Source organism: Pseudomonas sp. GW821-FHT07G10 (assembly GCF_059418545.1).
This window is the reverse complement of record NZ_JBWKQB010000007.1, coordinates 80374-102752: the sequence shown is the minus strand read 5'-3', so window position 1 is coordinate 102752 and position 22379 is coordinate 80374. Positions and strand designations below refer to the sequence as shown.

Genomic DNA, 22379 nt, shown 5'->3' with positions numbered 1-22379 from the left:
TACCCTTGAGTATCTTTCGCAGGGGGCGATCATGAAGCGATTCATTGAAGGTTACGGTACCTGCAAATCGACCGGCACATTCTCGAATGGGTTGTTGCCGACAACCCACCAACTACCGCGAAAGTGTTCGCGGCAGTTGGTACTGATTGACAGGCGTAACTACGTCAAGCCCAAGTTTGGATAGTTGCCTGTCGATTAAAGGTAAACCTTCGGGAGCGCTTGCGAAAATGGGCTCCCTTAAAAAGGGGTGTCGTGTCGATTAGTACCGATATGTTGCCTGCACTGAAATTCCATTCGCACTGTTGTCGTAACTGGCGCTGTATGCAGGTTGAAGACCGGAGGTGTTCCGCTGATTTACCGAGACTTTGGAATCCCAGAGATAACCATAAGCGAAGTCTATCGTCAGATCGGGATTCGGCAAATAAGCGCCGCCCAAGGTCACGGCTTGGCGGTTGCCAACCGGAATGCGCACGCTGCGATCGGCATTTCCTACTGGCGACGGATCATAGGCGTAGCCTGCGCGCATCAGCCATTGCGGGGTCAATTGATAGGATGCGCCAACCGCGGTGGACCAAGTGTCGTGCCAGTTCAATGGTTCGCCCACACTCCCCAGGCCGACACTCCGACCAGCGGCGGAAACATCGCTGTTGATTGCTTCGAACTTGTCGAGCCGGCTCCAACGTTTCCAGGTGGCCCCCAGGTATCCGGTCCAGCGACTATCGAAATGATGGGTGATGGACGTATCCACTGATTCGGGCATAACAATAGCTATCTTGGCGGGATAACTTCCGTCCACCGGGAGAACAGCCGGGGAGCCGGAAACCGTAGTATGCCCTTTGAGTTGATAGCTCACCTTCGAGTGATAGTTAATCCCCCAACTCGTTGCATCACTCAAGTCGACCAAGAGGCCGACGTTGTAGCCCAATGCCGTGTCATCGCCCTTGATGGTGACCCGTGTGTCCTGGCCGTTGTTCAGGGCGCCGGTGGCCAAGTAATTCTGAAGTTTTGCATCGAAATGGTTTATGGTCGGTCCGCCACCAATGGACAAGTAATCATTGATCCGATAGGCAATGGTGGGCTGCAGGGTCACCTCCTTGGTCGAGCTATAGGAACCATGGTAGCGGCCCTGATAAGTGCTCTCGTAGTCATTGATCAGACCACTCGGAGCATAGAGGCCAAGACCAATCGAAAGACGATCATCAAGCGGCGTCGACATATAGAAGAAGGGCACTACCCCCAAAGGTACCGAGTTCCCCTTACTTGTTCCTGCGACACTGCTCTGCGCATCACTAATGTCGTTGCTCACCGAGACGACCGCGGCCCCGCCGGAAATTTCACTGCGCTGCAACTTGGTCAAACCTGCAGGGTTTCCGTAGATGGTGCTGGCGTCCAGCGCGGATGACGACCTTCCCGCATAAGCAGTTCCCGCACTGCTGGCACTTTGTTCGTTAAGGGCAATGCCATTGGCGACTGCAATTGTAGAGGCGCCGAGTAGTGCCATGGTACTGGTGAACTTAATCCACGCAGCACACTTTCGCTGAGCAGAGAGACACGGGATCGCACGGCTATTCAGTTTCATATTCCACCTCTTATTTATTGTTTTTGTTGATTGCACGCAGGCAAGGCTTCGCCTTCCTGTGCACTTGTCAGTGCCGGTTGGAGTTGATCGAAGTTGTGTAAAAGGCCCTGGCTGATTAGTACCAGGGCATGTTTGTTGGACTTACGGAAGCGAATTCGGGCTCATTTAAGCCATTCCACTTGAAAGCTGTAGCGACCTAGAAGGAGGGCAAGGTTTTCCTCATCGGCCCCGGCCCGGATGCATGCGACTAGCCCACGACGACCATCCTGTACCACCTCTACCGCAATCTCCCGCAGACACAGGCGCTCCACTTCCTGCTGGACTACCCTGCCAATCTCACGCTGCTGCAAGGCGGGCTTGAATATCTTGCCCACGGCAGTCAGTGGCAGCGTTTCGAGGATTTCAATGCGCTTGGGAACTGCAGCCCGCTCGCTGATGTTGAGCTGAGCGAACACCTGAAGGTCTTCGGCGTTGCAGGCTTGCCCGGGTCGCAGTTGAACGTAGGCGACCGGCACCTCGCCCGAGTAGGCATCGGGGCTGCCGATTGCAGCGGCTAAGGCAACGGCGGGATGTGCCTGCAGCGCCTCCTCGATTTGCTTGGGATCGATATTGTGGCCGCCACGGATGATCAACTCTTTCTTGCGTCCGGTCAGCCAGAAGTAACCCTGTGCATCCTGGCGACCCAAATCGCCCGTATTCAGCCAGCGCTGACCGTCGATATCGATCCAAAGACCCCGGTTATGACTCTCCTCCAGATAGCCATCGAAGAGGTTCGGACCACTGATCGTGATGACGCCGATTTCATCCACATTGGCGTCACGCAGGTACTCTCCAGAATCATTGAGCAAGACCGCGCGCATATTCTGATAGGCGATCCGTATCCCGATGGAGCCCATACGGCGCTCGCCATGGGGAGGATTGACCGAGGAGACACAGGCGCCTTCCGTGAGGCCATAGCCTTCGAGGATCTTCACCCCGGTCCGGCGCTCGAATTCTCGGAAAAGCTCCGCTGGCATTGGGGCGGCGCCACACATTGCATAGCGAAGACTGGATAGGTCGCGACCCTGCCATTCATTTTGCAAAAGTGCAGCATAGACAGTTGGCACGCCGGAAAAGAAGTTGATACCGAAGTGCTCGACCATCTCCCAGAATCGTGGGATCACCCCCTCGCCACGATACCCATGAGGCGTCCCAAGGATCACATGGTCGCCTTGAGTCCAAGGCATCAGTCCAGTCACCAGTTGTCCATTGACATGAAATAGTGGCAGACCACAAAAGATAACCTGGCCACCATTGCGCGGCTGCAAGTGAGCGGCCACGGCCCATGCATTGAATACTTCAGAACCATGGGTGCGCGCGGCGATCTTGGGAAGCCCGGTAGTGCCACCGGTACAGATATAGGAGGAGCATTCATCCGGGCAGATTTGCCGACCGCTCTTCAGGTGCGTGTGCGGCTGAGTATTCATCAGCGATTGCAAATCGTGGATCGCGATACCGTTGTGTAAGTCTCGCTCCTTCAGGGCCGCTGCTCTCAGGGCCTCACGCACAGGTTCGACGACATAGTCCTGCATGCTGACCCAAACGACATGCCTGATAGTTGGTAATTGATCCAGCTGCGAGGCCAATTTGGGCCATAGATCGCTGCCCGCAGTCGGCGCAAGCGTCACCACCACGGTTGCCTTTGCGGCATTCAGCAAGCCAGCCATCTGCTTGGCCTCGAGCAGAGGATTGATCGCCATGACGATGCCTGCCGCCTCGCCGCCCCATATAGTGAAGTGAGTTTCCGGCAAGTTGGGCAGGATGAAGGCAAGCACCTCGCCCGGTTTTATGCCCAGGTCGTGGAAAGCATTCGCCGCGCGGGTTATATCCGCGAAAAGCTCAGAATAGGTCCACTGGTAGATGCGCCTGAAATCGGCGGCATCGGCGAAGAAGCTGAGGGCTGGCGCGTGGGGAGTGCGTTCGACCGCTTGTCGCAACGCGTCGTAGGTACTGGCCGCCAAGCCGCGCTCCGACAACGGGACTCGTTCGAGACTCTCGATGTCGCTCAGGGTCTGTACCGTCATCAGACTTCCTCCACGACTCGGTTGCGTTGTACGCCGAGGTCGATCACGCCATCGGCGCTGCGAATGCGCGCCTCGACCATGTCACCTGGCTTGAGATACTGCGGCCGGCTCTCCTGCGCCTTGAGGAACAGCTTCCACTTGGTGGCTTCTGGCATCAGGGCCGCAATGCGCTGTTTGGCAGGCGAAGGTACCGTTAGAGCACAGCCGGCAGGAGTGCCGGTGGCGATCAGGTCTCCAGCGGCGAGATCTTGCAGGGAGGAGAGCTCGGTAAGGGTTTCAGCCGGGCCGTAAACCAGGTTGGCCGTGCTGTCGTTCTGTCGTACCTGATCGTTGACCGTCAGGCGCAGTTGCAGTGCTTTCAGGTAATGCATGTCCTTGGCACCCAGAAGGCAGAGGTAGGGGCCGACCGGGCCAAAAGTGCGGAAGCTCTTGCCCTTGTAGAACTGCATCTGGGGAATCTGAATGTCACGAGCCGAGTAGTCATTGACGATGACGACGCCTGCGATGAACTCATGCAGATTGGCGTCGGTGACAGTAACAGCGCCGGTGATCGCGCGTTTCATCACCAGCCCCAGTTCGATCTCGTAGTCAAGGAAGCGCACGCTGCGCGGCTTGATCAGGTCGCTGTCAGCCGCCACCAGGCAACTCGTCGCCTTGGTGAAGATCATGTTGAATTTCTTCGCATCCGGGTCCATGCCCGACTCGATCATGTGCTGACGGTAGTTGGCACCCTGGCAGACGAACTGCTGGTTACGGGTCACCGGCGACAGCAGTTTCACTTCGCCTTCATCCAACTCCGCACCTTTCATTCGAGCGAGGTCGTCGAGACTGTTCTGGCGAATGAAGTCACCGGTGGTTTCAAAAGCACCGGGGACAATAGTGATACGGCCTTGGCGTAGCACGCCCCAGTGGATACCGTTCTGAAACTCAAAGCGGACTACGTGTACAGCAGACATTGAAGGTACTCCTGGAGCAGCGTTGTCCCGCGCGCGGCGGCACGAGAACTGTGGTGTTGTTCTGAGGAAGGGCTGGCGGATCTACCCGAACATCCGCATAAGCGTTATCAACTTTCGAATTGTCAGGTCCGGGCTGCGTCGCAGGTTACGGATCAGCGCACGCAGACTGGTCAAGTTCATCTTGGGTTTTGTAAAACTCTTGGGCATGCGCTGCCCCCACTGCGCCATTGCCTCGGGGCTCACGGGATGAATGCCCGTAGGCTGTACGGCCGTGAAGATATCCCCGTCGCAGTAATGCTCGTGCTTATCGCCCCAAGGGTCTTGCCAGTAATCGAAGATCTGACTGCCCAGGATGTGCCGGCCAATTCCCCATGAGTGCTCCCAACCCCGCTCCCGCAGGACGCGCTGCCCCATGCCCACCGCGTCTGCATCGACGACCTCATAGGCGCTATGGCTATAGGTAGCCATGAACCCTTGCGCTATCGCGAGCGTATGGTGAGCCGTTGGAATATCACCGAGGTCAAGGCGCATGAAGGCGACGATAGGTGTGCCGTCGGGGAGTACCTGCACATCGCTGGGAATAAACCCGAAATGCTGCGTATACCAGGCACAGGTTGCCTGGTAGTCGGCCACTTCAATCACGACGTGGCCAAGTTTGAGTACTTCAGGCGGTGCAATCGGCGGGCGCTGCGTGGAGTTGATGCGCGGCTGCTCTTGCGCCAGATTCCAAGGAAGTGGGGCTCTGTGTACCAGCGTTTTACTTTGAGCCTGGTCGCAAACAGCTTCCACAATGAACCCGGAAGGATCGGTCAGTCTGACGCAATGTCCGCCTCCAGGATGTACCGATTTCTCGACCGCTGACGCGCCAGGGATTCGAGCCAGCTTTTCCAGATCCTTGAGAGACTGGACTGCCAGTCCGAACCCGACAAAGCGCGCATGTTCTGCACGATGGACACGGTAACAATAGGGAGCCGGTTCAGTGGCGCGCAGATAAAGCGTATCGGCGTTCTGATGACTGACCGTCAAGCCGAAGTCAGTCAGGAAACGCGCCGCCTCGTTCAAGTCCGGCCGTTGAAAGATCAAGTGAGTCAGATCCTGGGCCTTCACCGTCGGCTGCGGATGCCGGGCAGGATGTTGTGTCGCCAACTGGGGCATTTCATTTTTGTTGTTCATTGTTCTTGTTTTCCGGTTTTTCAGGGCAAAGCGATCCCCGACCCCCTGAAAATGCCAGAGGTGTTTTTTGTTGAGTCGGTTACCGCGCTCAGTCGAGAGGGGGAAGTGCCGGCAACTCTTTGGTCGCCAGCGCTCGCGCCTCCCCTGCCGGCACACCCAATGCCCGCAGCACTAGCTCGGCCGTGTCAGAGCCCGATTCGCGCCACGTTCTGTGCCCTTCCAGAACCAGGAAAATTGAGCCGAGGACGCTGCTCGATATTAGCGTCAGTATTGAGAGCAATTGCTCCTGCGCAAACGTGTACCGCCCACTGGAAAGTCCGCTCAGAAGATCCGTAGTCGCTTGGCTGCTAAACATTTCGCGCAACGAAGAGTTGCTCATGGCGAATTTATGTATGAACGCCCCCCACTGGGGGTCCTCGTGAGCTCGACGAATGAAGAATCGAATGCCATTGGCAAGGCGCTGAGCCGGATCGGAGAGGGAGTTGAAGCTCTTGTTGACGCGCTCATGCATCTCCCTCGCGAGATAGCCGGCGACTTCCTCGAATAGGCTTCCCATGCTGTCGATATTGCTATAGATCGTTCCGCGCGCCACTCCTGCCTCTTGCGCAAGGTCGAGGATGTTCACCTCAGAGGTGCCTTTTTCAGCGAACAGGCGAAAGGCGGCTTGATGAATGCGGCGCTGTATCGGATTTAGGGATTCCACACTCTCTCTCCAGAATTACCTTATGGCTGAATTGAACACTCGTGTTCAGCTGACGTCAACAAGGATTTTTGAATCAAGAGCGCGCCTCACAATAAAAACCGTTCTATGCCTCATGAATCTGGATGTTATGAGTGATATTGCAAGGTCCATGGAGGGTCTTTAGATCTCTACATATTGACTTAAATGAACACGCGTGTTCATCTGCGTCGTGCTTCTGGCCCATCTTCTCGGTAGGGCCATCAAACCGGCCCATCGATGTAAACCAGGACCTCAATAAACCTGAGGAGCGCCGTGCCTGCGTTGCTCCTCAGGTATTGCCCCTTCGCGGCGGCTGGCCGATTTTTCATTAACTGAAGGACAGAACATGACCGGCTCAAAGCTCTTCGAACCGCTTCGATTGCCTAACGGCACGGTGATTCCAAACCGAATCGCCAAGGCTGCCATGGAGGAGAACCTTGCCAATGAGGATCACGCTCCAGGGGAAGCGCTGGCCAGGCTCTATCGGCGTTGGGCGGACGGTGGGGCCGGTCTGATCATCACTGGCAACGTCATGGTTGATCGCCACGCCTTGACCGGACCGGCTGGCGTGGTGCTTGAGGACGATCGGAACCTGGGCAAATTCACGCTATGGGCCGATGCTTGCCGCAGTCGCGGAGCCCAGGCCTGGATGCAAATCAATCATCCCGGACGGCAGCTATTGGCTTCAATGGGGCAATCAGCACGGGGGCCCTCCGCGGTTGCCGTCGACATTCCCGGTCTATCAAAGGCTTTTGTGCCGCCCAGGGCCTTGAATGAGCAGGAGATCGAAGAGCTGATTGAGCGCTATACCCATGCTGCAGTGCTGGCCGAGCGTGCCGGATTCACCGGCGTGGAGATTCATGCGGCGCATGGCTACCTGTTCAGCCAATTCCTTTCGCCCTTGACCAACCGGCGTAGCGACCGCTGGGGTGGCAGCCTGGAAAATCGTGCGCAAATTCTCCTGCAAACCATCGACGCCATACGTCAGCGAGTGGCACCGACCTTTTGCGTCGCGGTGAAGCTCAATTCCGCGGACTTTCAGCGCGGCGGTTTCGATGCCGAAGATGCGGCTCGCGTGGTGGAAATGCTCAACGCCAAAGCGGTCGACCTGGTCGAGTTGTCAGGTGGCAGCTACGAAAGCCCGGCGATGCAGGGACAGACCCGCGATGGCAGCCGCCTGGCTCGAGAAGCCTATTTTCTCGAGATCGCGCAGAGAATAGGAGAAATAGCGCGCATGCCGCTGATGGTCACCGGCGGCGTGCGTAGAAAGGAGGTCGCGGAGCGAGTGGTGAGCGGCTCGGTGTCGATGGTGGGGCTTGCCACTGCATTGGCAATCGAGCCGGCCCTGCCAAGCCAGTGGATGGCAGGTCAGAACACCGAAGTGGAGCCCATCGTCGTGCGTTGGAAGAACAAGGCGCTGGCATCGCTTGCATTGGCGTCGGTGGTCAAGAAGCAGCTCGGCTTGTTGAGCCAAGGGAAGCGGACAAAACCCGGGACGTCGCCACTCTTGGCATTGATCGGCAATCAGCTGAAATCTCGTCGCCAGGCGAAGAACTATCGGCAATGGATTGGCCGGGTCTAACGGATCGAAGATGACATCAGGATTAGGGTAGCGGCTTACCGGCGATTCGCTTGGCTCTGGCAGGTGTTACGCCCAGAGCCTTGAGAATCATCTCGGCGACCCGCAGATCGTGCTCCGGCACCGCACGCCCCTCGACAACCGAGCGCATGGCTCCGGTTGTGCACGATACGACCATGTCCAGCGCGACCCCTTCGTCCTCGTAGGCGAAAGTGCCCGCGCGCAGACCTTCACGCAGGTCGCCCAGCACATGGGCAGCCAAGCGCGAGCGCATGGCCTGATCGGAATGGATGATGCGCAGCAATGCGTTGGCCCATTGATGGTCGTACGCGGCCCGGCATACGAACATGCGCACGCCAATCGAAAGCCGCTGTGCGCCGCAGTGCACGTCCGAGCTCAGGGCAGAAATGGCATCGGAGAACTCGGCCGCCATGGCGATGCCGACCGCCTCGAGTACTTCATCGCGAGTTCGAAAATAGTTGTAGATGGTGCCGTTGGATACCTCGGCCTCCGCGGCGACCTCGAGCAATGCGATCTCCCCCACCTCCTTGCGTGCGACAAGACGCAATGCCGCGTCCACCAGGCCGCGACGGGTGCGTTCACGCTTCTTGTGGCCTCGAGTGAGAGGCTCTTGCGCAGTTGCTACTGAAGGAAAAATGGGGGACGGCATCTTCAGGCTCTTAATCGAGGTGGTTCGTTGATGGTAATGGAAACGCTATCGGCAGTGACATCTTCGCTGGCCAAAAGACCTCGGCAGTCTCTGAGGAAACTGGCCGCTTCTGCGCCAGGGGCGTGGTGCATGATGATACGGTCGGGGCGAACCGCGACCAGCGTGCCTTCAGCAGCCAGCGGCAGGATGTCATGGTTCAAGTCTTCGATGAAGTCGCAACTGCCGCCTGAGCGCTGGCCGCATGTTCTGATCTGTAAGAAGTGGCCTCCCATTTTTTCCCAGGAAACGATCTGAGCAGGTGTCAGCACTGACAGCGGGTCAACACCGAATCCAACCAGAGTCAGGTTGTCTCCAAGAGCATCGTCGCTCAGCTTGACCTGCTTTTGCATGTTGCGAACCCAGGCCTGGGGAAACAGGCTGCCACGTACCAGCTTGTCGCCCCGACGGTGCTTCACGAACAGGCCGTGTTTGAAGATGTTCTTCGGTTTGATGTCCAACTGTTCGAAGTACCTCCGGGTAGCGGGGGTCAACGTCAGCATGCGCATCAGGCCGTGGATGAAGAAAGCTGCGATCTTGTTCTTGGGCATCACCAGGCGACCCATGAGTTTGGCTAGATTGATCATCGCCTGAGCATGAGGACGGCGCTCTACGTCATAGGTGTCGAGCACCGCAGGCGCGGCATAGCCGCGAAGGACCCAGGCCAGTTTCCAGGCCAGGTTGGCGCCATCTCGAAGTCCCGCTACGAGACCTTGCCCGACAAAAGGCGGGGTGATGTGCGCTGCGTCGCCGGCGAGGAAAACGCGTCCCTTGCTGAATCTGTTGCAGCAGCGCGCATGGAATCGATACACAGCCTTGCGCTCGATTTCCAGCTCCCGCGGATTGATCCATGGCGCTATCAGCCGGGCTATGCTTTCCGGGCTTTCCAGTTCTTCGCGCGATTCGCCGGGTTGCAGCATGAACTCCCAGCGCTCCCTGCCGCCGGGTGCGGGCATGTGCGGCGTTGGGCGCCGTGGATCGCAGAGAAACTCAATGTGATCAATCGCTGACTTATGCCGGTTCATGACATCGACAATCAGCCAATCCTCCGCATAGGTCTGCCCTTCGAACTCCTGGCCAATCAGTGTTCTGACCCTGGAGCTTGCGCCATCCGCACCGACCAGGTACTGGGCGCGAACGGAATGCGAGTGACCCTCCTGATCCCGTACGGAGGCGACGACGCAGTCCGACTCCTCGACCAGGCTTTCGAGCTCGAAGCCGCCCAGGCTGGTCACTGACTTCAGCCGGGAAACCTGGCTGCGCATCGCTCGTTCGAGGTCGGGCTGATAGAAGGTCACAAGCTTGGGGTGGCCGTCGATACACCCGGCAGTATTGGCGCGACCGAATTGCCCGAGAACCGGAGAGTGCATCCTCACTTCAGGGATAGCGATCTTCTCGAAAGCGTCCTCCGACAATCCGGCGAGTTGCAGGATACGCAGCGCCTCGTTGTCCAGGGCAATGGCGCGGGGCATCAGTACGACCTCATGGGTCTTGTCCAGCACCAGTGTCTTTACCCCATAGCGGCCGAGCAGAGCCGCGATTGTCGCACCTACCGGACCGTTACCGACGACCAGCACATCGACGGCGGTGGGAGGCAGTTCGGATACTTTCTTGTTGTTGTTCATATCGAGCCCTTGTTGTGATTGAAGTCGTGGGACGCGCAGGTCTCATCGTCAGGCAATGTGAAGATATGTAAAATTGAGACATATTTCAATATTGATGTTTTTGTCATTAATTCTTGGGATCATTACCACACCGGTATGAGGCCACGTGGGCTGTGCTGAGAGTGTCAGGAGGCTTGCGAATCGAGCGGTCCGAAGAGATGAATCCCGGATGCCTGAGGAGTGAAGTCGCGCTTGCGTCAGTTTCCGACCGGTGAGGCTTGGCTTCTGAGCCGAACAGCGTTGTCATTGGAGCCATGCTTCACAGCGCACAACTATGTTTTAGTCTTCAGGAATCCAACGTGGCGCGTCCGCAGCCCCATCCGAACCCAGTCCAGCTCTGCTTCGTCGACTTCGAGCTCGACGAGGCCAACGCCTGCTTGTCACGTAATGGAGAAGCCGTGGCGTTGGCGCCAACGCCCTTCACCCTGCTTTGCGCACTTGCACGCCAGCCGGGATCGCTGGTGACCAAGGATGCTTTGCTTGATGAAGTGTGGGGGCATCGGTTTGTCAGCGATTCGGTGCTGAAGACGGCCATCAGCGATCTGCGCAAGGTGCTGGGCGACGACCCCAGGCAGCCCCGCTTCATCGAGACGGTGTCGCGGCGCGGCTATCGCTTCATCGCCGCGCCGTCCCCTGCCCCTTCAATGCCGCCTGCATCCACGACGTTACCCGCGGCTGGCGCGCATCCGTCGCCGCCATTCATCGGTCGCACCGACGAGGTTTCAAAGCTGCAATGGGCGTGGGAGCGGGCTTACGGTGGCCAACGTGCAGTGGTCTGGCTCGCCGGAGAACCGGGGATTGGCAAGACCACGTTGATCGAGTATTTCCTCGCCAGCCTTGGCGGCGGCATCGCCTGCGCACGCGGCCATTGCGTGGAACACTACGGTGCCGGCGAGCCGTACCTGCCGGTGCTGGAGGCGTTGGCCGATCTGTGCCGCAGCGACCCCACCCTGTCGACGCTGTTGCGCGCCGTGGCGCCGACCTGGCTGCTGCAACTGCCGTGGCTGAGCACTATGGAGGAGCGAGATGCATTGCGGCGCGAGCTTGCCGGCATCGGCCCGGACCGCATGCTGCGGGAAATGGGCGAACTGCTGGACCGCTACACAGAGCAGCGCCCGCTGTTGCTGGTGACCGAAGACCTGCACTGGAGCGATCGGGCGACGGTCCAGCTCATCGACTATCTGGCGCGGCGACGTAGCCCCATGCGGCTTATGTGGCTGTCGAGCTTTCGCCTCGCCGAGGTGGTAGCGCTCGATCATCCGCTCAGCTCGTTGCGCCACGAACTGCGCCTGCAACGTCTGTGCGAGGAAGTGGTGCTTGATCCGTTCTCGGAAACCGAGGTCGCAGACTATATTGCGCTGCATTCCCTCTCGTTGGCGCGAGATGAAACTTTCGTACGTGCCCTGCACGAGCGCACTGACGGTGTGCCGTTGTTTGTATCGTCAGTCATCAGTGAAGTGATGGACCCAACGGACGACGACGCCACCATCGAGGCTCGGCTGGCGGGATTGGCGGTCCCCGAGAACCTCGCGGCCATCATCGATCACTACATCACCAAGCTCGGACAGGAGCAGCGTGCGCTGCTCTCGGCGGCAGCGGTGTGCGGAGTCGAATTCCGGATCGAGACGGTTTCGCTCGCCCTCGAGCGCGACCTCGCATCTGTGGCCGACACCTGCGAGGAACTGGTGCGCGAGCAGGTATGGCTCACACGATCGCGGGCCACCGACGTTGAAGAGTCGGTGGAGCCACCCTACTCGTTCCGGCATGCCCTCTTCCGCCAGGTGCTGTACGACCGCACGCCACGCTCATTGCGCACCCACCTCCATCGCCAGGTTGGCGCGGCCCTCGAACGCGAGCGCACAGCCGGTATGCCGGTCGCTGCCTCGGAGCTGGCAATGCACTTCGACCGGGCTCGGCAGCCGATGGTCGCGCTGCGCTACTACGCCGAGGCCGCAGAAGCCGCGCTGCTGCACTTCAGCCCGACCTTGTGCATCGCCCTCACTGAACGCGCGTTGGTCCTGCTGACGCAGGCACCAGAAGGGACCGAGCGCGATACGCTCGAAATCACCTTGGCCACGCTGCAGGGCGTGTCGGCTTTTCACACGGTCGGTGTCGGCAACGAAGCCAGGAACGCGTTCGAACGCGCGTACACGCTGTTAGCGGATGTACCCGAACATCCAATGCGCGGTCGCCTGCTGCACGGATTCGGCTATCTGCTTGGTCTGCGCGGTGACTATGCGCTGGCGCTGGAGGTGGCGGAACGCGCCGAAGCCCTCTCGTGCGAGGCGAACGATCCAGCGCTCATGCTGGCAGCGTGCATCGTGCAGGGCGAGGTGCATCACCTTCAGGGTCGCACACAGACGACCCGCAGTTGGCTAGGGCGCGCCCTCGCGATTGCCGAGTCGCTGGACATCGGGGCGAACGAGATTTTTGCGGCCGATCCTCAGGTCATGCTGCACGGTATGCTGGCCATAGAACTCGTGCGTTCTGGCCTGATTGAGCAAGGCCGAGCCCACATGCAGCGGGCGCGGACCCGCGCGCAGGTGCTTCGCCAACCCATGACCTGGCTGGTCGCCACCTGGCAGGAGGTGTTGATCGAGGTGCGGATGGGCAACCCTGTGCGTGTAGCAGCGCTGGCTGACGACATGCAGAAGCTGGTCGATGAGTATTCGCTCGCACTGGGGCGTACGGCTTGCCGCTGGTGGCGCGGCTGGGCCGATGCGCGCAATGGCGCGCCGCGCGACGGCTACCGACGCATCCGCGAGGCCTACGAAGAGCACACCGGGCTCGGCATGCGCTCCGGTGCCAGCGAGGTGCTCGGCTACGCCGCCGAGGCGTTGCTGCTGGCGGGTGATTGCGACGCCGCGCGAGTCGAGCTGGAGCAAGCACTACGGGTGGGGGAAGAACTGGGCGAGCGCGTATACCTGCCGCAACTGTTGCTACTGGAGGCAGCGATTGCGCGGATGCAGGGCCGCTTCGACGCCGGCAACACTGCGGTTCGGCATGCGATTGAGGAGGCTCGTACCCAGGAAGCACCGTGGCTGGAGCTGCTCGCGCTGGTCGAGCTGTGCGAGCACCACAACGCCACGGCCAAGGACCACCAGGCATTGGCGACGCTGGTTGACCAGTCACCCGAAACTGACGGAACCGAGCTGGTGAAACGTGCACGCTCGCTGCTTCAGGCTGCAAAGCCTGCTTGAAGGGTTAAGGACACAAACCTGTGGGAGCGAGCTTGCTCGCGATGACGGCGGTACATTCAGCATCAATATTGGCTGACCCGCCGCTATCGCGAGCAAGCTCGCTCCCACAGGGTTGTGGTGTTCAACTCCTTAACTTACCGGCATTAATTTCTGCGGGAGCGGCACGGTCCCGACCGAAGTCTGACCTTTCGCTTACGACTCGACCCAAGGGGCGGCCTACGCTGTCGTCGAACTTTCTTGCCCCCTGGTCTGCAATGAGCCTGAACCCTGAATCCAAGTACCCGAACCGCCGCTCGTACGTCGTGAAGCTGCGTAGCGATGCCATGCCCGGGGCCCTCGTGGGCCGCCTCGAAAACCTGGTCACCGGGCGTCAGCGCGACTTTTCGTCCGCCGAAGCGTTGCTGGAGTCGATTGACTCGGACCTCGCGTCAGCGGCCGGCGAGCACACGGCAGATGCCGACGGCGAATGACGTCTCCAACATAAATGAGCGCTCGATATGGCGACCGAACGGCGACGCTTCGCTGACGACTTCGCGCACACCGGGCCCTACGCTGATGCCATCTCGAATCTACACGAGTCCAATGCGATGCCGCGACTTCCAGTTTCCTTTCCACCGCCCCTCCACAACGGCCGGACGACCCTGCAACAAGCCGGGCTCGCCGTTGTGGCCGCCCTTGCCACTTCGATCGCCCTCACCCTGTCCGGTTGCTCCACACCGGTCGTCAAGCCGTCGGTCGACCTGCCGAGCAACTTCGCCGCGAGCACGGCCTCCGAGATGGAACCCGAGGCGGCGTGGTGGGAGGTCTACCACGACCCGGTGCTGACTGATCTGGTGCGCCGAGCAGCGCGCGAGAACCGCGACGTGAAGATTGCCGCCGAGCGTCTGCGCGCTGCGCGTGCCGGCGAAACGGTCAGCCGTTCCTGGTTGCTCCCGAGCGTCGGCGCATCCGCCTCCGGCAGCGATCGCAGCAGCGGCTACAACTCGGCCACGAAACAGGGTTATCCAGATACCAAGACCACCAGTGTGGGCCTGGACGTCTCGTGGGAGCTCGACCTGAGCGGCCGCCTGCGCGCCGGCGCAGCGGCGGCCGACGCCGATGCGCTGGCCGCAGAGGACAGCATGCGCGGTGTACGCCTGCTGGTAATGAGCGACGTCGTCAGCAACTACTTCTCACTGGTCGGCGCGCAGCGCCAGGTCGCAACGCTGCGCGCCATCTCGGCGATGCAGGACGAAACGCTGCGTCTGATCACCGCGCGTCAGCAGGCGGGGCTGGCATCCGCCTTCGACGTCGAGCGCGCACAGACCGACGCCTTGTCGGCGCGGGCGCAGATTCCGCCGCTGGAAACGCTGGCAGCCGTGTCGCGCCATCGTATTGCGGTGCTGATCGCCGACCAGTCCTTCAATACCGCGAACATCCAGCCCTCGAGTAGCGATGTGGCAGTGGTGCCCGAGGCCAAGCCGGGGCAGCCCGCCGCGCTGCTGCAACGCCGACCTGACGTGCTGGCACTGATGGCGCAGCTCGACGCAGCCAATGCGCGCCGCCAGCAGGCCGCCGCCGAGTGGTTCCCGCAACTGTTCCTCGGCGCGTCCTTCGGCCGCCAGGGCCTGAACGTGAACGGCGCCGATCTTGGCGTTGCACGCTTCACCAACGTGGCGGGCCTGCTGGCGATGCCGATCTTCAACGCCGGGCGCACACAAGCGATCAACGAGGCTGCCGAAAGTGCTCAACACGAGGCATTGCTGCGCGCCGAAGACGGCATCGTACGGGCGCTGGAGGATGTGGAGAACGCCCTCGTCACGCTGTCGCAGGAACGCCGCCGCGCCGGGTCGCTGCAATTGGCCGCCGCATCCGCGGAGTCTGCGCAGAACCGCGCCCAGTCGCTCTATAACCGCGGGCAGATCGACCTGTTGCCGCTGCTGGATTCGCAGCGGGCGCGCCTGGCGGCACGCCTGAACGCCAACGACAGCAACACCCGCCTGCTGCTCGATAGCGTGCAGCTCTACAAGGCACTGGGCGGGGGCTGGCAGGTGTTCGAACAACCCGCCACCCCCACCGCAGCCACCGCAGCCACCGCAGCCGACCGGCCCCCACTTTCCTAAGAATCTGTCGTTTTTCAAAGAGGAACCGCCTTGAAAACCTCCCTTACTGCGGCCGGCGCCCTGGCCGTCGCCGTCATGCTGTCCGCGTGTAGCCCGGACCAGCCCACCGTGCAGGCACCACGGCCAGTACGCACCGTTGAAATCAACTATGACAATGCCCGCGACATCAGTCGCTACGTGGGCACCGTACAGTCGCGGCATGAAGTCGACCAGGCCTTCCGCGTGGGCGGCAAGGTCGCCCAGCGCAAGGTCGATGTAGGCCAGTTTGTGCACGAAGGCGACATACTGGCTGTGCTGGATGACAGCGATTACCGCCTCGCTGAGCAAGCGTCGCAGCAACAGTGGGCGGTTGCCGTCGAGCAGACGCATCAGGCCGACTCGGACCGCCAGCGCCTGACCGCGCTGAAGGTTGACGGCTCGGTCAGTGCGGCCGACGACGAGCGTGCGCATACCAATGCCCAGACCGCGCATGCGACCGCCGAGGCCGAGGCGCGAAAGCTTGAGCTCGCGCGCAACCGGCTCAAATACACCGTGCTGCACGCCTCTCGAAGCGGCGTCGTCACGACGGTGCGCTTTGAGGCGGGGCAAATCGTGGCGGAGGGCCAACCGGTTATCTCGATTGCGAATCCGGATGAATCCGAGATCGTCGTCGATGTGCCCGAGGATCAGCTGTCGGTCTTCAAGGAGGCGCGTTTCAAGGCCTCTCTGGCCAGTGCGCCAAACGAGACCTTCGATGTCACGCTGCGCGAGTTGTCGCCACAGGCTGCGGCGCAGACGCGCACCTATCGCGCGCGGCTTAAGCCGGTGCAGGCGCTGCCGCTGGGCGCCACTGCCACGGTAACGGCCGAGCGCATGATGACAAGTATCTCCGTGGCGGCGGTGCCGGCCACGGCACTGACGCAAAGTGGCGGCCAGCCGGCGCTGTGGGTGGTCACTCCCGCGGGCAAGGATCCGGTAGGCACCGTCGAACTGGAGCGTGTGGCCGTTTGGGGCTACCGCAACGACGAGGTGCTCGTCTCCGGGCCGCAGGCCGGCGTATTGGTCGTCACTGCCGGGGTCCAGAAGATGACGTCCGGACTGAAGGTCGCGCTCCCCGGCGCGGCGATTGTTGACGCGAACACCACGCAGCAGGCCGCCCGATGAACAACTTCAACCTCACCGACTGGGCGCTGCGCCATCGCGCCATCGTCCTGTTCATGCTCCTCATTGTCGCAGTGGCCGGCGCCTTCAGCTTCACCAGGCTCGGTCAGCTCGAGGATCCGAACTTTTCCGTGCCCTCCATGACCGCGATCGTCATCTGGCCGGGCGCAACCGCCCAGCAGATGCAAGACCAGGTCCTCAATCGCATGGAGAAGAAATTCGAGCAGATCGACAACTTCGAGAAGGTGGTCACCTACGCGCGGCAAGGCTACGCTGGCATGACGCTTACCGTGCGCGGCGGCACCTCCAAGGCCGACCAGCGCGAGGCCTGGTACCAGGCGCGCAAGAAACTCAACGACCTGAACCGTGAGCTGCCTGACGGTGTGATCGGCCCAATCGTAAACGACGAGTACGGCGACGTGTATGGCCTGATGTACGCGGTCAAGGGCGACGGTGTCGGCCACGCCGACCTGTCGGACGCCGCCGAGGACATCAAGCGCCGCATGCTGAAGGTGCCGATGGTCAAGAAGATCGATGTCATCGGCAAACAGGCCAAGCGTGTCTACGTCGAGTTCTCGCACGAACGCCTCGCAGCGCTGGGCATTACACCGCTGGCCATCGCCGAAAGCCTCAAGAGCCAGAACGCCCTGTTGCCCGCAGGCCAGATCGATACCAACGGCGACCGCGTCATGGTGCGCGTGAGCGGCCAGTTCGCCAGCGAAGAGGCTATCCGCAACGTGCCCATCGCCGCGGGCGGCCGGCTGATCAAGCTCGGCGACATCGCGACCGTCTCGCGTGGCTTTGAGGACCCGCCAACCTACACGGTCCGCCACAATGGCCAGCCGGTGCTGATGCTTGGCATCACGATGACCAACGACGGCAATATCGTAGACCTCGGCAAAGCGATGGAGACAGCGGTCGACAAGATCCAGTCCGAGCTGCCGCACGGCGTGGAACTGGAGCGCGTGGCCGACCAGCCCTCCACTGTGAAGGATGCGATCTGGGACTTCGAGCGGTCGCTGATGGAGGCACTGATCATCGTGATCGCGGTGAGCCTGGCCAGTCTGGGATGGCGCACAGGCCTTGTGGTCGCGACCTCGGTGCCGCTGGTGTTGGGTGGCGTGGCGTTGGTGATGCTGGCAATGGGCTGGAACCTTGAGCGCATCTCGCTCGGCTCACTGATCATTGCGCTTGGCCTGCTGGTCGATGACGCGATCATCGCTATCGAAATGATGGTGGTGAAGATGGAGGCCGGTATGGACCGCGTGAAGGCGGCCGCGTTCTCCTACCAGTCCACCGCCATGCCGCGCCTGACCGGTGCACTAATCACCGTCGTGGGCTTCTTGCCCATCGGCCTCTCGAAGTCCACCACCGGCGAGTACGCGGGTGGCATTTTCTGGATCGTCGGCGCCGCGGTGCTGTTCTCGTGGATCTGCTCGGGTATCTTCACGCCGTACCTGGCGGTCAAGATGCTGCCCAATGACTTCGGCAAGCACCAGCATGCCGGCGATCCGTATGACTCGAAGTTCTACCGCAAGCTGCGCGGTCTGATCGACACCGCCATTGAGCGTCGCTGGGTGGTCATCGGCGCAACGTTTGGCGCCCTGGCGCTTGCTCTGGCCGGCATGAAGTTTGTGCCGCAGCAGTTCTTCCCCAACAGTTCGCGCCCTGAGCTGGTCGTCGACCTGCGCATGAAAGAAGGTTCGTCCTTCGCGGCGACCACCGAGCAGGTGAAGCGGATGGAGGCGCAGCTGTCGAAGGACGAGGAAGTCAAGTACTTCACCGCCTACACCGGCGCCGGCGCACCGCGCTTCTATCTCTCGCTCAACCCCGAGTTGCCGAATCCTGGATTTGCCCAGTTCGTCGTGATGACCAAGGATCTGGATGCCCGCGAGCGGGTGCGTGCACGGTTGATGGCCGCGGCCGACCAGCAGTTCCCGCAGGCGTGGGTGCGGGTAACCCGGCTTGAGCTGGGGCCGCCCGTCGGTTACCCGGTGCAGTTTCGCGTCGTCGGCCCCGATACCCAGGTGGTGCGCCAGATCGCCCGCGATGTGGAGAAGGTGGTCGGGGCCAGTCCGAAGGTGCGCGACCTCCAACTCGACTGGAACGACCCGGTGCGCACGCTGAAAGTGCAGCTTGATCAGGACAAGGCGAGCGCGCTTGGCCTCACGCCGGCTGACGTGTCACTGGCGACCCAGACCGTGATGAACGGCGCAACCCTGTCGCAGCTGCGTGAGCACGAGGACCTGATCGACATCGTGGCCCGTGCCGTGCCTGAGGAGCGCTTGAGCCTCGACACACTGAAAGACATCAACCTCTACACGCGCCAGGGCACGGTGGTGCCACTGTCGCAAGTCGCACAGGTGCGCTCTGAGCTGGAAGAGCCGGTGCTGTGGCGCCGCAACCGCGACATGGCGATCACGGTGCGTGCCGACGTGAAGGATGGCGAGCAAGGTGTATCGGTGACACAGGAGATCCAGCCGCTGCTTAAGGACATCGAAGCCAAGCTGCCGACGGGCTATCGCATAGACGTGGGTGGCGCGGTGGAGGAAAGTGACAAGGCCAACAAGGCGCTGCTCGCCGTGGCCCCACTGATGCTGATCACCATCCTGCTGCTGCTTATGCTGCAACTGCAGAACTTTTCCCGCATGTGGATGGTGATGCTGACTGCACCGCTCGGCCTGATCGGTGTGGTGCCGGCGCTGCTGGTGTTCCAGTCGCCGCTGGGCTTCGTCGCGATCCTGGGCATCATCGCACTGGGTGGCATGATCATGCGCAACTCGGTGATCCTGATCGACCAGGTGCAAACCGAGATCGCCGAAGGGCGCGACCCGTGGAATGCCGTGCTGGATGCCGCCATTCACCGGGCCCGTCCGGTGATGCTGACGGCGCTGGCCACCGTGCTTGCAATGATCCCGCTAACGCGCAGTGTGTTCTGGGGACCGATGGCAATTGCGATCATGGGCGGCCTTACCGTGGCGACGCTACTGACGATCTTCTTCGTCCCGGCGTTGTACGCCGCATGGTTCAAGGTGGGTCGCCAGACGGCCGCTGACACCCAACAACTACGGGGGGACGCCGCGCTCGCTTCTGAGTGATGAGTGCCGTAGCACGTGTGCAATTTCGCACGGTATTCCAACTAAAAAATCAAACCCGATATCAATGTTATAAATCAATAGGCTACTGAGCAGATTCAAATCACCTCGGCCCACCAAACGAAGCCCGCCTTGTGCGGGTTTCGTTGTTTTCGACGGTTGAGCAAACCTGACCAATCTCAAAATGATCAGGGCAACGGAGGTCAGGCTGCGACACTTTCCGAATCTCGCCGCGGCCACTCTTGGACTCGAGCCTAGGAAATTTCCTGCAAGCTATAGCGTCTTAAGTGAACTGGCGCCAGATGAATCGTGAAGATAATCTTCGGGAGTCGCTGCACATCAGCGATCGGCTTTGACAGGCCGAAAAGTGTAACCTTTCACACCGCTCGATTAGACGGCATGCTTCCACGCGTGCGGTTTTGTTTATGGCGGCTGTGCGTGGGGCATCTTCGGGTGCGCCGGGTTCCTACACTTCCGGTCTGTCAACCCGCGCACAGCTGCCACCCAATCCTGTTTGACAGCAGGGGAATGGCAGCTTCTCTAGACAGTGTAGGAGTTGCAACGTGAAAAAGATCACCCCCGATCCTCCTGAAATCCCAAGCCTTTCCACCTCCGACGCCCTCGACTCCAGCAAATTCCACGAAGCCGCCGAGCGCGCCCTTAATTACCACCTGCAATCACCCCTCGATCAACCGAAGCTCGACAAGCGTCCAGGCACCATCTTCGCCGTTGCTCCCGACGTCGATACTGAAACGCTGTTGGTTCACGCCTGTGAGACGCTCGCGTCGCTCAATGTCATGAGCACTGACCTGGCCTTCGAGCTTGAAGGCTCTCGCCGCAACGTCGCGCTGGCGATTCAGCAGATGGTCGTGCTGAGCGAGTTGTTGGTGAACAGAGCGCTGGACAACCTCGACCCGCCCGATGCGCAGGCGTCCGGGGTCGAGCCAACCTCCCGCCACTGAGTGGTGGCGCTGTTTTATCGAATGGAGTTTTGCCCATGGCTCGATACATGGCCATCACCGGCCTGGACTGCACCATCCCTTCTCTGATGATCGACACCGAAGCGCCCCTCGACGTACTGCACGAAACCGCGGCCTACCGTATCCGCACCGTGACCCAATTGCTGGAAAACCTCGCCCTGCGCGAGGAGGCTCACAGCGACGCCGCGCTGCTGCACGACTTCGCGCGGGTGCTGGCCATCCCGCTGCGCGACGGCTGCGATTTAATGGACGTCATCGGGCGACGCTTGCAGGCGCAGATTGCGTCATAAAAAACGGGCGACCTCAGGGTCGCCCTTTTTTGGGGTTGAAGGAAATTTTAGGTAATTGGGAGCAGACCACGATCTCTGGCCTGAGGGATCACGCAGATGCGAAATAAATCGTGGTCTCCGATTTCCTTTGATAGCCACCTCGGCGTCCGGCTTTTCTGACAGCGACCAATCCACTAACGGGCCCGACCCCGCATGGATTACAACTTGCCTGCCAACTCGATGATGACTTCGCGTACCCAGCGTTGGCCGCTATGGCCATGGTTGCGCTCGTGCCACAGCATGCTCACGGTGAAGCCCGGCACGGGGAAAGGGCATTCAACCACCGTGAGCGCTTCGCTACGATCGTGCACCAGCCGTTCCGGCACCAGGGCAATAAAGTCAGAGTTGGCGACGATTTCAGGTACGAGCAGGAACGATGCCGCGGAAAGCGCAACGTTACGTTTGTAGCCTAGCGCTGCGAGTCCGTCGTCCACTGGGGTTGTGAAGTCGCCACCGCGCAGCGAGACGACAATATGGTCCAGCCGCGCGAACTGTTCCACAGAAAGCCCTAGTCGCAGTCCCGGATGCCGATGCCTGCCGATAAGCACGTAGCGCTCGTCGTACAGATGCCGGCTGCGCAGACTGACTGGGCCATGCTCGGGCGTCATCAACGCCAGGTCCACTTCGCCACTGGCCATCTGCGCTTCCAACTCTGGCGGATCAAGATGGCGCAAGGCAATCCGCACACCGGGTGCCTGCTTTCGTAGCGCAACCGCCAACGGCTGGACCACTGTCTTCTGCAGGTAATCGGTGCAGGCGATAGCGACAGTGAGTCGAGCCTTTATCGGGTCGAAGTGGCGGTGCCCGGCCACCGTGGCGCGCACCTGATCCAGCGCGAGGCGAAGCGGATCAAGCAGCTCAATGGCCTTGGCAGTGGGCGTCATGCCGCGCTGCACCGGTATCAGCAAAGGGTCATCGAACAGTTCGCGCAAGCGGTTCAACTGTGCGCTCACCGCCGGCTGGCTGAGGTGCAGGCGCTCAGCCGCGCGAGTCACGTTCTGTTCCACCAAAAGGGTTTCCAGAGTGACCAGCAGGTTAAGGTCCAAACGTCTTTTGGTATCCATTGCATGGATGGTAGCGGAAAATTATTTT

The 22379-nt window shown here is 60.7% G+C and carries 16 protein-coding genes; 8 read left to right on the top strand and 8 right to left on the bottom strand.

All coding sequences use genetic code 11. From position 1 onward, the window contains the following. Positions 1–259: 259 nt before the first annotated feature. The 5 genes from AC07O1_RS11275 to AC07O1_RS11255 all read right to left on the bottom strand — a co-directional run bounded on the left by AC07O1_RS11275 (position 260) and on the right by AC07O1_RS11255 (position 6474). Positions 260–1579 carry an outer membrane protein transport protein gene (locus AC07O1_RS11275; protein WP_495088829.1) on the bottom strand — a complete coding sequence of 440 codons (1320 nt, stop codon included), beginning with the start codon at positions 1577–1579 and terminating at the stop codon, positions 260–262. Between the two features lie 161 nt (positions 1580–1740). Further along, positions 1741–3642 carry an acyl-CoA synthetase gene (locus AC07O1_RS11270; protein WP_495088828.1) on the bottom strand — a complete coding sequence of 634 codons (1902 nt, stop codon included), beginning with the start codon at positions 3640–3642 and terminating at the stop codon, positions 1741–1743. After that, positions 3642–4598: a fumarylacetoacetate hydrolase family protein gene (locus AC07O1_RS11265; protein WP_495088827.1), complete on the bottom strand. Its 957-nt coding sequence runs from the start codon at positions 4596–4598 to the stop codon at positions 3642–3644. The genes AC07O1_RS11270 and AC07O1_RS11265 overlap by 1 nt, the downstream gene beginning before the upstream one ends. Positions 4599–4679: 81 nt before the next feature. Then, on the bottom strand, positions 4680–5771 hold the full coding sequence (locus AC07O1_RS11260; protein ID WP_495088826.1) for a VOC family protein: 1092 nt from the start codon (positions 5769–5771) through the stop codon (positions 4680–4682). Between the two features lie 88 nt (positions 5772–5859). Then, on the bottom strand, positions 5860–6474 hold the full coding sequence (locus AC07O1_RS11255; RefSeq protein ID WP_495010183.1) for a TetR/AcrR family transcriptional regulator: 615 nt from the start codon (positions 6472–6474) through the stop codon (positions 5860–5862). Between the two features lie 364 nt (positions 6475–6838). Here AC07O1_RS11255 and AC07O1_RS11250 point away from each other — a divergent pair, with 364 nt between their 5' ends. Next, positions 6839–8074 carry an NADH:flavin oxidoreductase/NADH oxidase family protein gene (locus tag AC07O1_RS11250; RefSeq protein ID WP_495088825.1) on the top strand — a complete coding sequence of 412 codons (1236 nt, stop codon included), beginning with the start codon at positions 6839–6841 and terminating at the stop codon, positions 8072–8074. A gap of 22 nt (positions 8075–8096) precedes the next feature. Here AC07O1_RS11250 and AC07O1_RS11245 read toward each other — a convergent pair whose 3' ends face one another. Together AC07O1_RS11245 and mhpA are read right to left on the bottom strand one after the other, a co-directional pair. Further along, entirely contained in the window at positions 8097–8741 is a 645-nt protein-coding gene (locus AC07O1_RS11245) for a TetR/AcrR family transcriptional regulator (protein ID WP_495088824.1), read from the bottom strand. A 2-nt stretch (positions 8742–8743) separates the two neighbouring features. After that, positions 8744–10402, bottom strand: a complete 1659-nt coding sequence (gene mhpA / locus AC07O1_RS11240; protein WP_495088823.1) for a bifunctional 3-(3-hydroxy-phenyl)propionate/3-hydroxycinnamic acid hydroxylase MhpA — start codon at positions 10400–10402, stop codon at positions 8744–8746. 338 nt (positions 10403–10740) lie between these two features. Between mhpA and AC07O1_RS11235 the strand changes: the two genes are divergently transcribed. From AC07O1_RS11235 to AC07O1_RS11205, 7 genes are all read left to right on the top strand, one after another. Next, the gene (locus AC07O1_RS11235; protein WP_495088822.1) at positions 10741–13641 is read left to right on the top strand and encodes an AAA family ATPase; all 2901 of its coding nucleotides are present in this window, start codon (positions 10741–10743) and stop codon (positions 13639–13641) included. 254 nt (positions 13642–13895) lie between these two features. After that, positions 13896–14111 carry a hypothetical protein gene (locus AC07O1_RS11230; protein ID WP_494995378.1) on the top strand — a complete coding sequence of 72 codons (216 nt, stop codon included), beginning with the start codon at positions 13896–13898 and terminating at the stop codon, positions 14109–14111. 117 nt (positions 14112–14228) lie between these two features. Further along, positions 14229–15743: an efflux transporter outer membrane subunit gene (locus AC07O1_RS11225; protein WP_495088852.1), complete on the top strand. Its 1515-nt coding sequence runs from the start codon at positions 14229–14231 to the stop codon at positions 15741–15743. A gap of 30 nt (positions 15744–15773) precedes the next feature. After that, on the top strand, positions 15774–16886 hold the full coding sequence (locus AC07O1_RS11220; RefSeq protein ID WP_495088821.1) for an efflux RND transporter periplasmic adaptor subunit: 1113 nt from the start codon (positions 15774–15776) through the stop codon (positions 16884–16886). Beyond that, on the top strand, positions 16883–19981 hold the full coding sequence (locus AC07O1_RS11215) for an efflux RND transporter permease subunit (protein ID WP_495088820.1): 3099 nt from the start codon (positions 16883–16885) through the stop codon (positions 19979–19981). The genes AC07O1_RS11220 and AC07O1_RS11215 overlap by 4 nt, the downstream gene beginning before the upstream one ends. Positions 19982–20541: 560 nt before the next feature. After that, positions 20542–20940, top strand: a complete 399-nt coding sequence (locus AC07O1_RS11210; protein WP_495088819.1) for a DUF6124 family protein — start codon at positions 20542–20544, stop codon at positions 20938–20940. A 35-nt stretch (positions 20941–20975) separates the two neighbouring features. Next, positions 20976–21248 carry a hypothetical protein gene (locus tag AC07O1_RS11205; RefSeq protein ID WP_495088818.1) on the top strand — a complete coding sequence of 91 codons (273 nt, stop codon included), beginning with the start codon at positions 20976–20978 and terminating at the stop codon, positions 21246–21248. Between the two features lie 197 nt (positions 21249–21445). Here AC07O1_RS11205 and AC07O1_RS11200 read toward each other — a convergent pair whose 3' ends face one another. After that, complete coding sequence (locus AC07O1_RS11200; protein WP_495088817.1) at positions 21446–22351, bottom strand: LysR family transcriptional regulator; 906 nt, start codon at positions 22349–22351, stop codon at positions 21446–21448. Positions 22352–22379 lie beyond the last annotated feature (28 nt).

Coding starts and splice junctions, on each gene's coding strand:
- AC07O1_RS11275 (WP_495088829.1), bottom strand. CDS start 1,579: ATGAAACTGAATAGCCGTGCGATCCCGTGTCTCTCTGCTCAGCGAAAG.
- AC07O1_RS11270 (WP_495088828.1), bottom strand. CDS start 3,642: ATGACGGTACAGACCCTGAGCGACATCGAGAGTCTCGAACGAGTCCCG.
- AC07O1_RS11265 (WP_495088827.1), bottom strand. CDS start 4,598: ATGTCTGCTGTACACGTAGTCCGCTTTGAGTTTCAGAACGGTATCCAC.
- AC07O1_RS11260 (WP_495088826.1), bottom strand. CDS start 5,771: ATGAACAACAAAAATGAAATGCCCCAGTTGGCGACACAACATCCTGCC.
- AC07O1_RS11250 (WP_495088825.1), top strand. CDS start 6,839: ATGACCGGCTCAAAGCTCTTCGAACCGCTTCGATTGCCTAACGGCACG.
- AC07O1_RS11245 (WP_495088824.1), bottom strand. CDS start 8,741: ATGCCGTCCCCCATTTTTCCTTCAGTAGCAACTGCGCAAGAGCCTCTC.
- mhpA (WP_495088823.1), bottom strand. CDS start 10,402: ATGAACAACAACAAGAAAGTATCCGAACTGCCTCCCACCGCCGTCGAT.
- AC07O1_RS11230 (WP_494995378.1), top strand. CDS start 13,896: ATGAGCCTGAACCCTGAATCCAAGTACCCGAACCGCCGCTCGTACGTC.
- AC07O1_RS11225 (WP_495088852.1), top strand. CDS start 14,229: ATGCCGCGACTTCCAGTTTCCTTTCCACCGCCCCTCCACAACGGCCGG.
- AC07O1_RS11215 (WP_495088820.1), top strand. CDS start 16,883: ATGAACAACTTCAACCTCACCGACTGGGCGCTGCGCCATCGCGCCATC.
- AC07O1_RS11205 (WP_495088818.1), top strand. CDS start 20,976: ATGGCTCGATACATGGCCATCACCGGCCTGGACTGCACCATCCCTTCT.
- AC07O1_RS11200 (WP_495088817.1), bottom strand. CDS start 22,351: ATGGATACCAAAAGACGTTTGGACCTTAACCTGCTGGTCACTCTGGAA.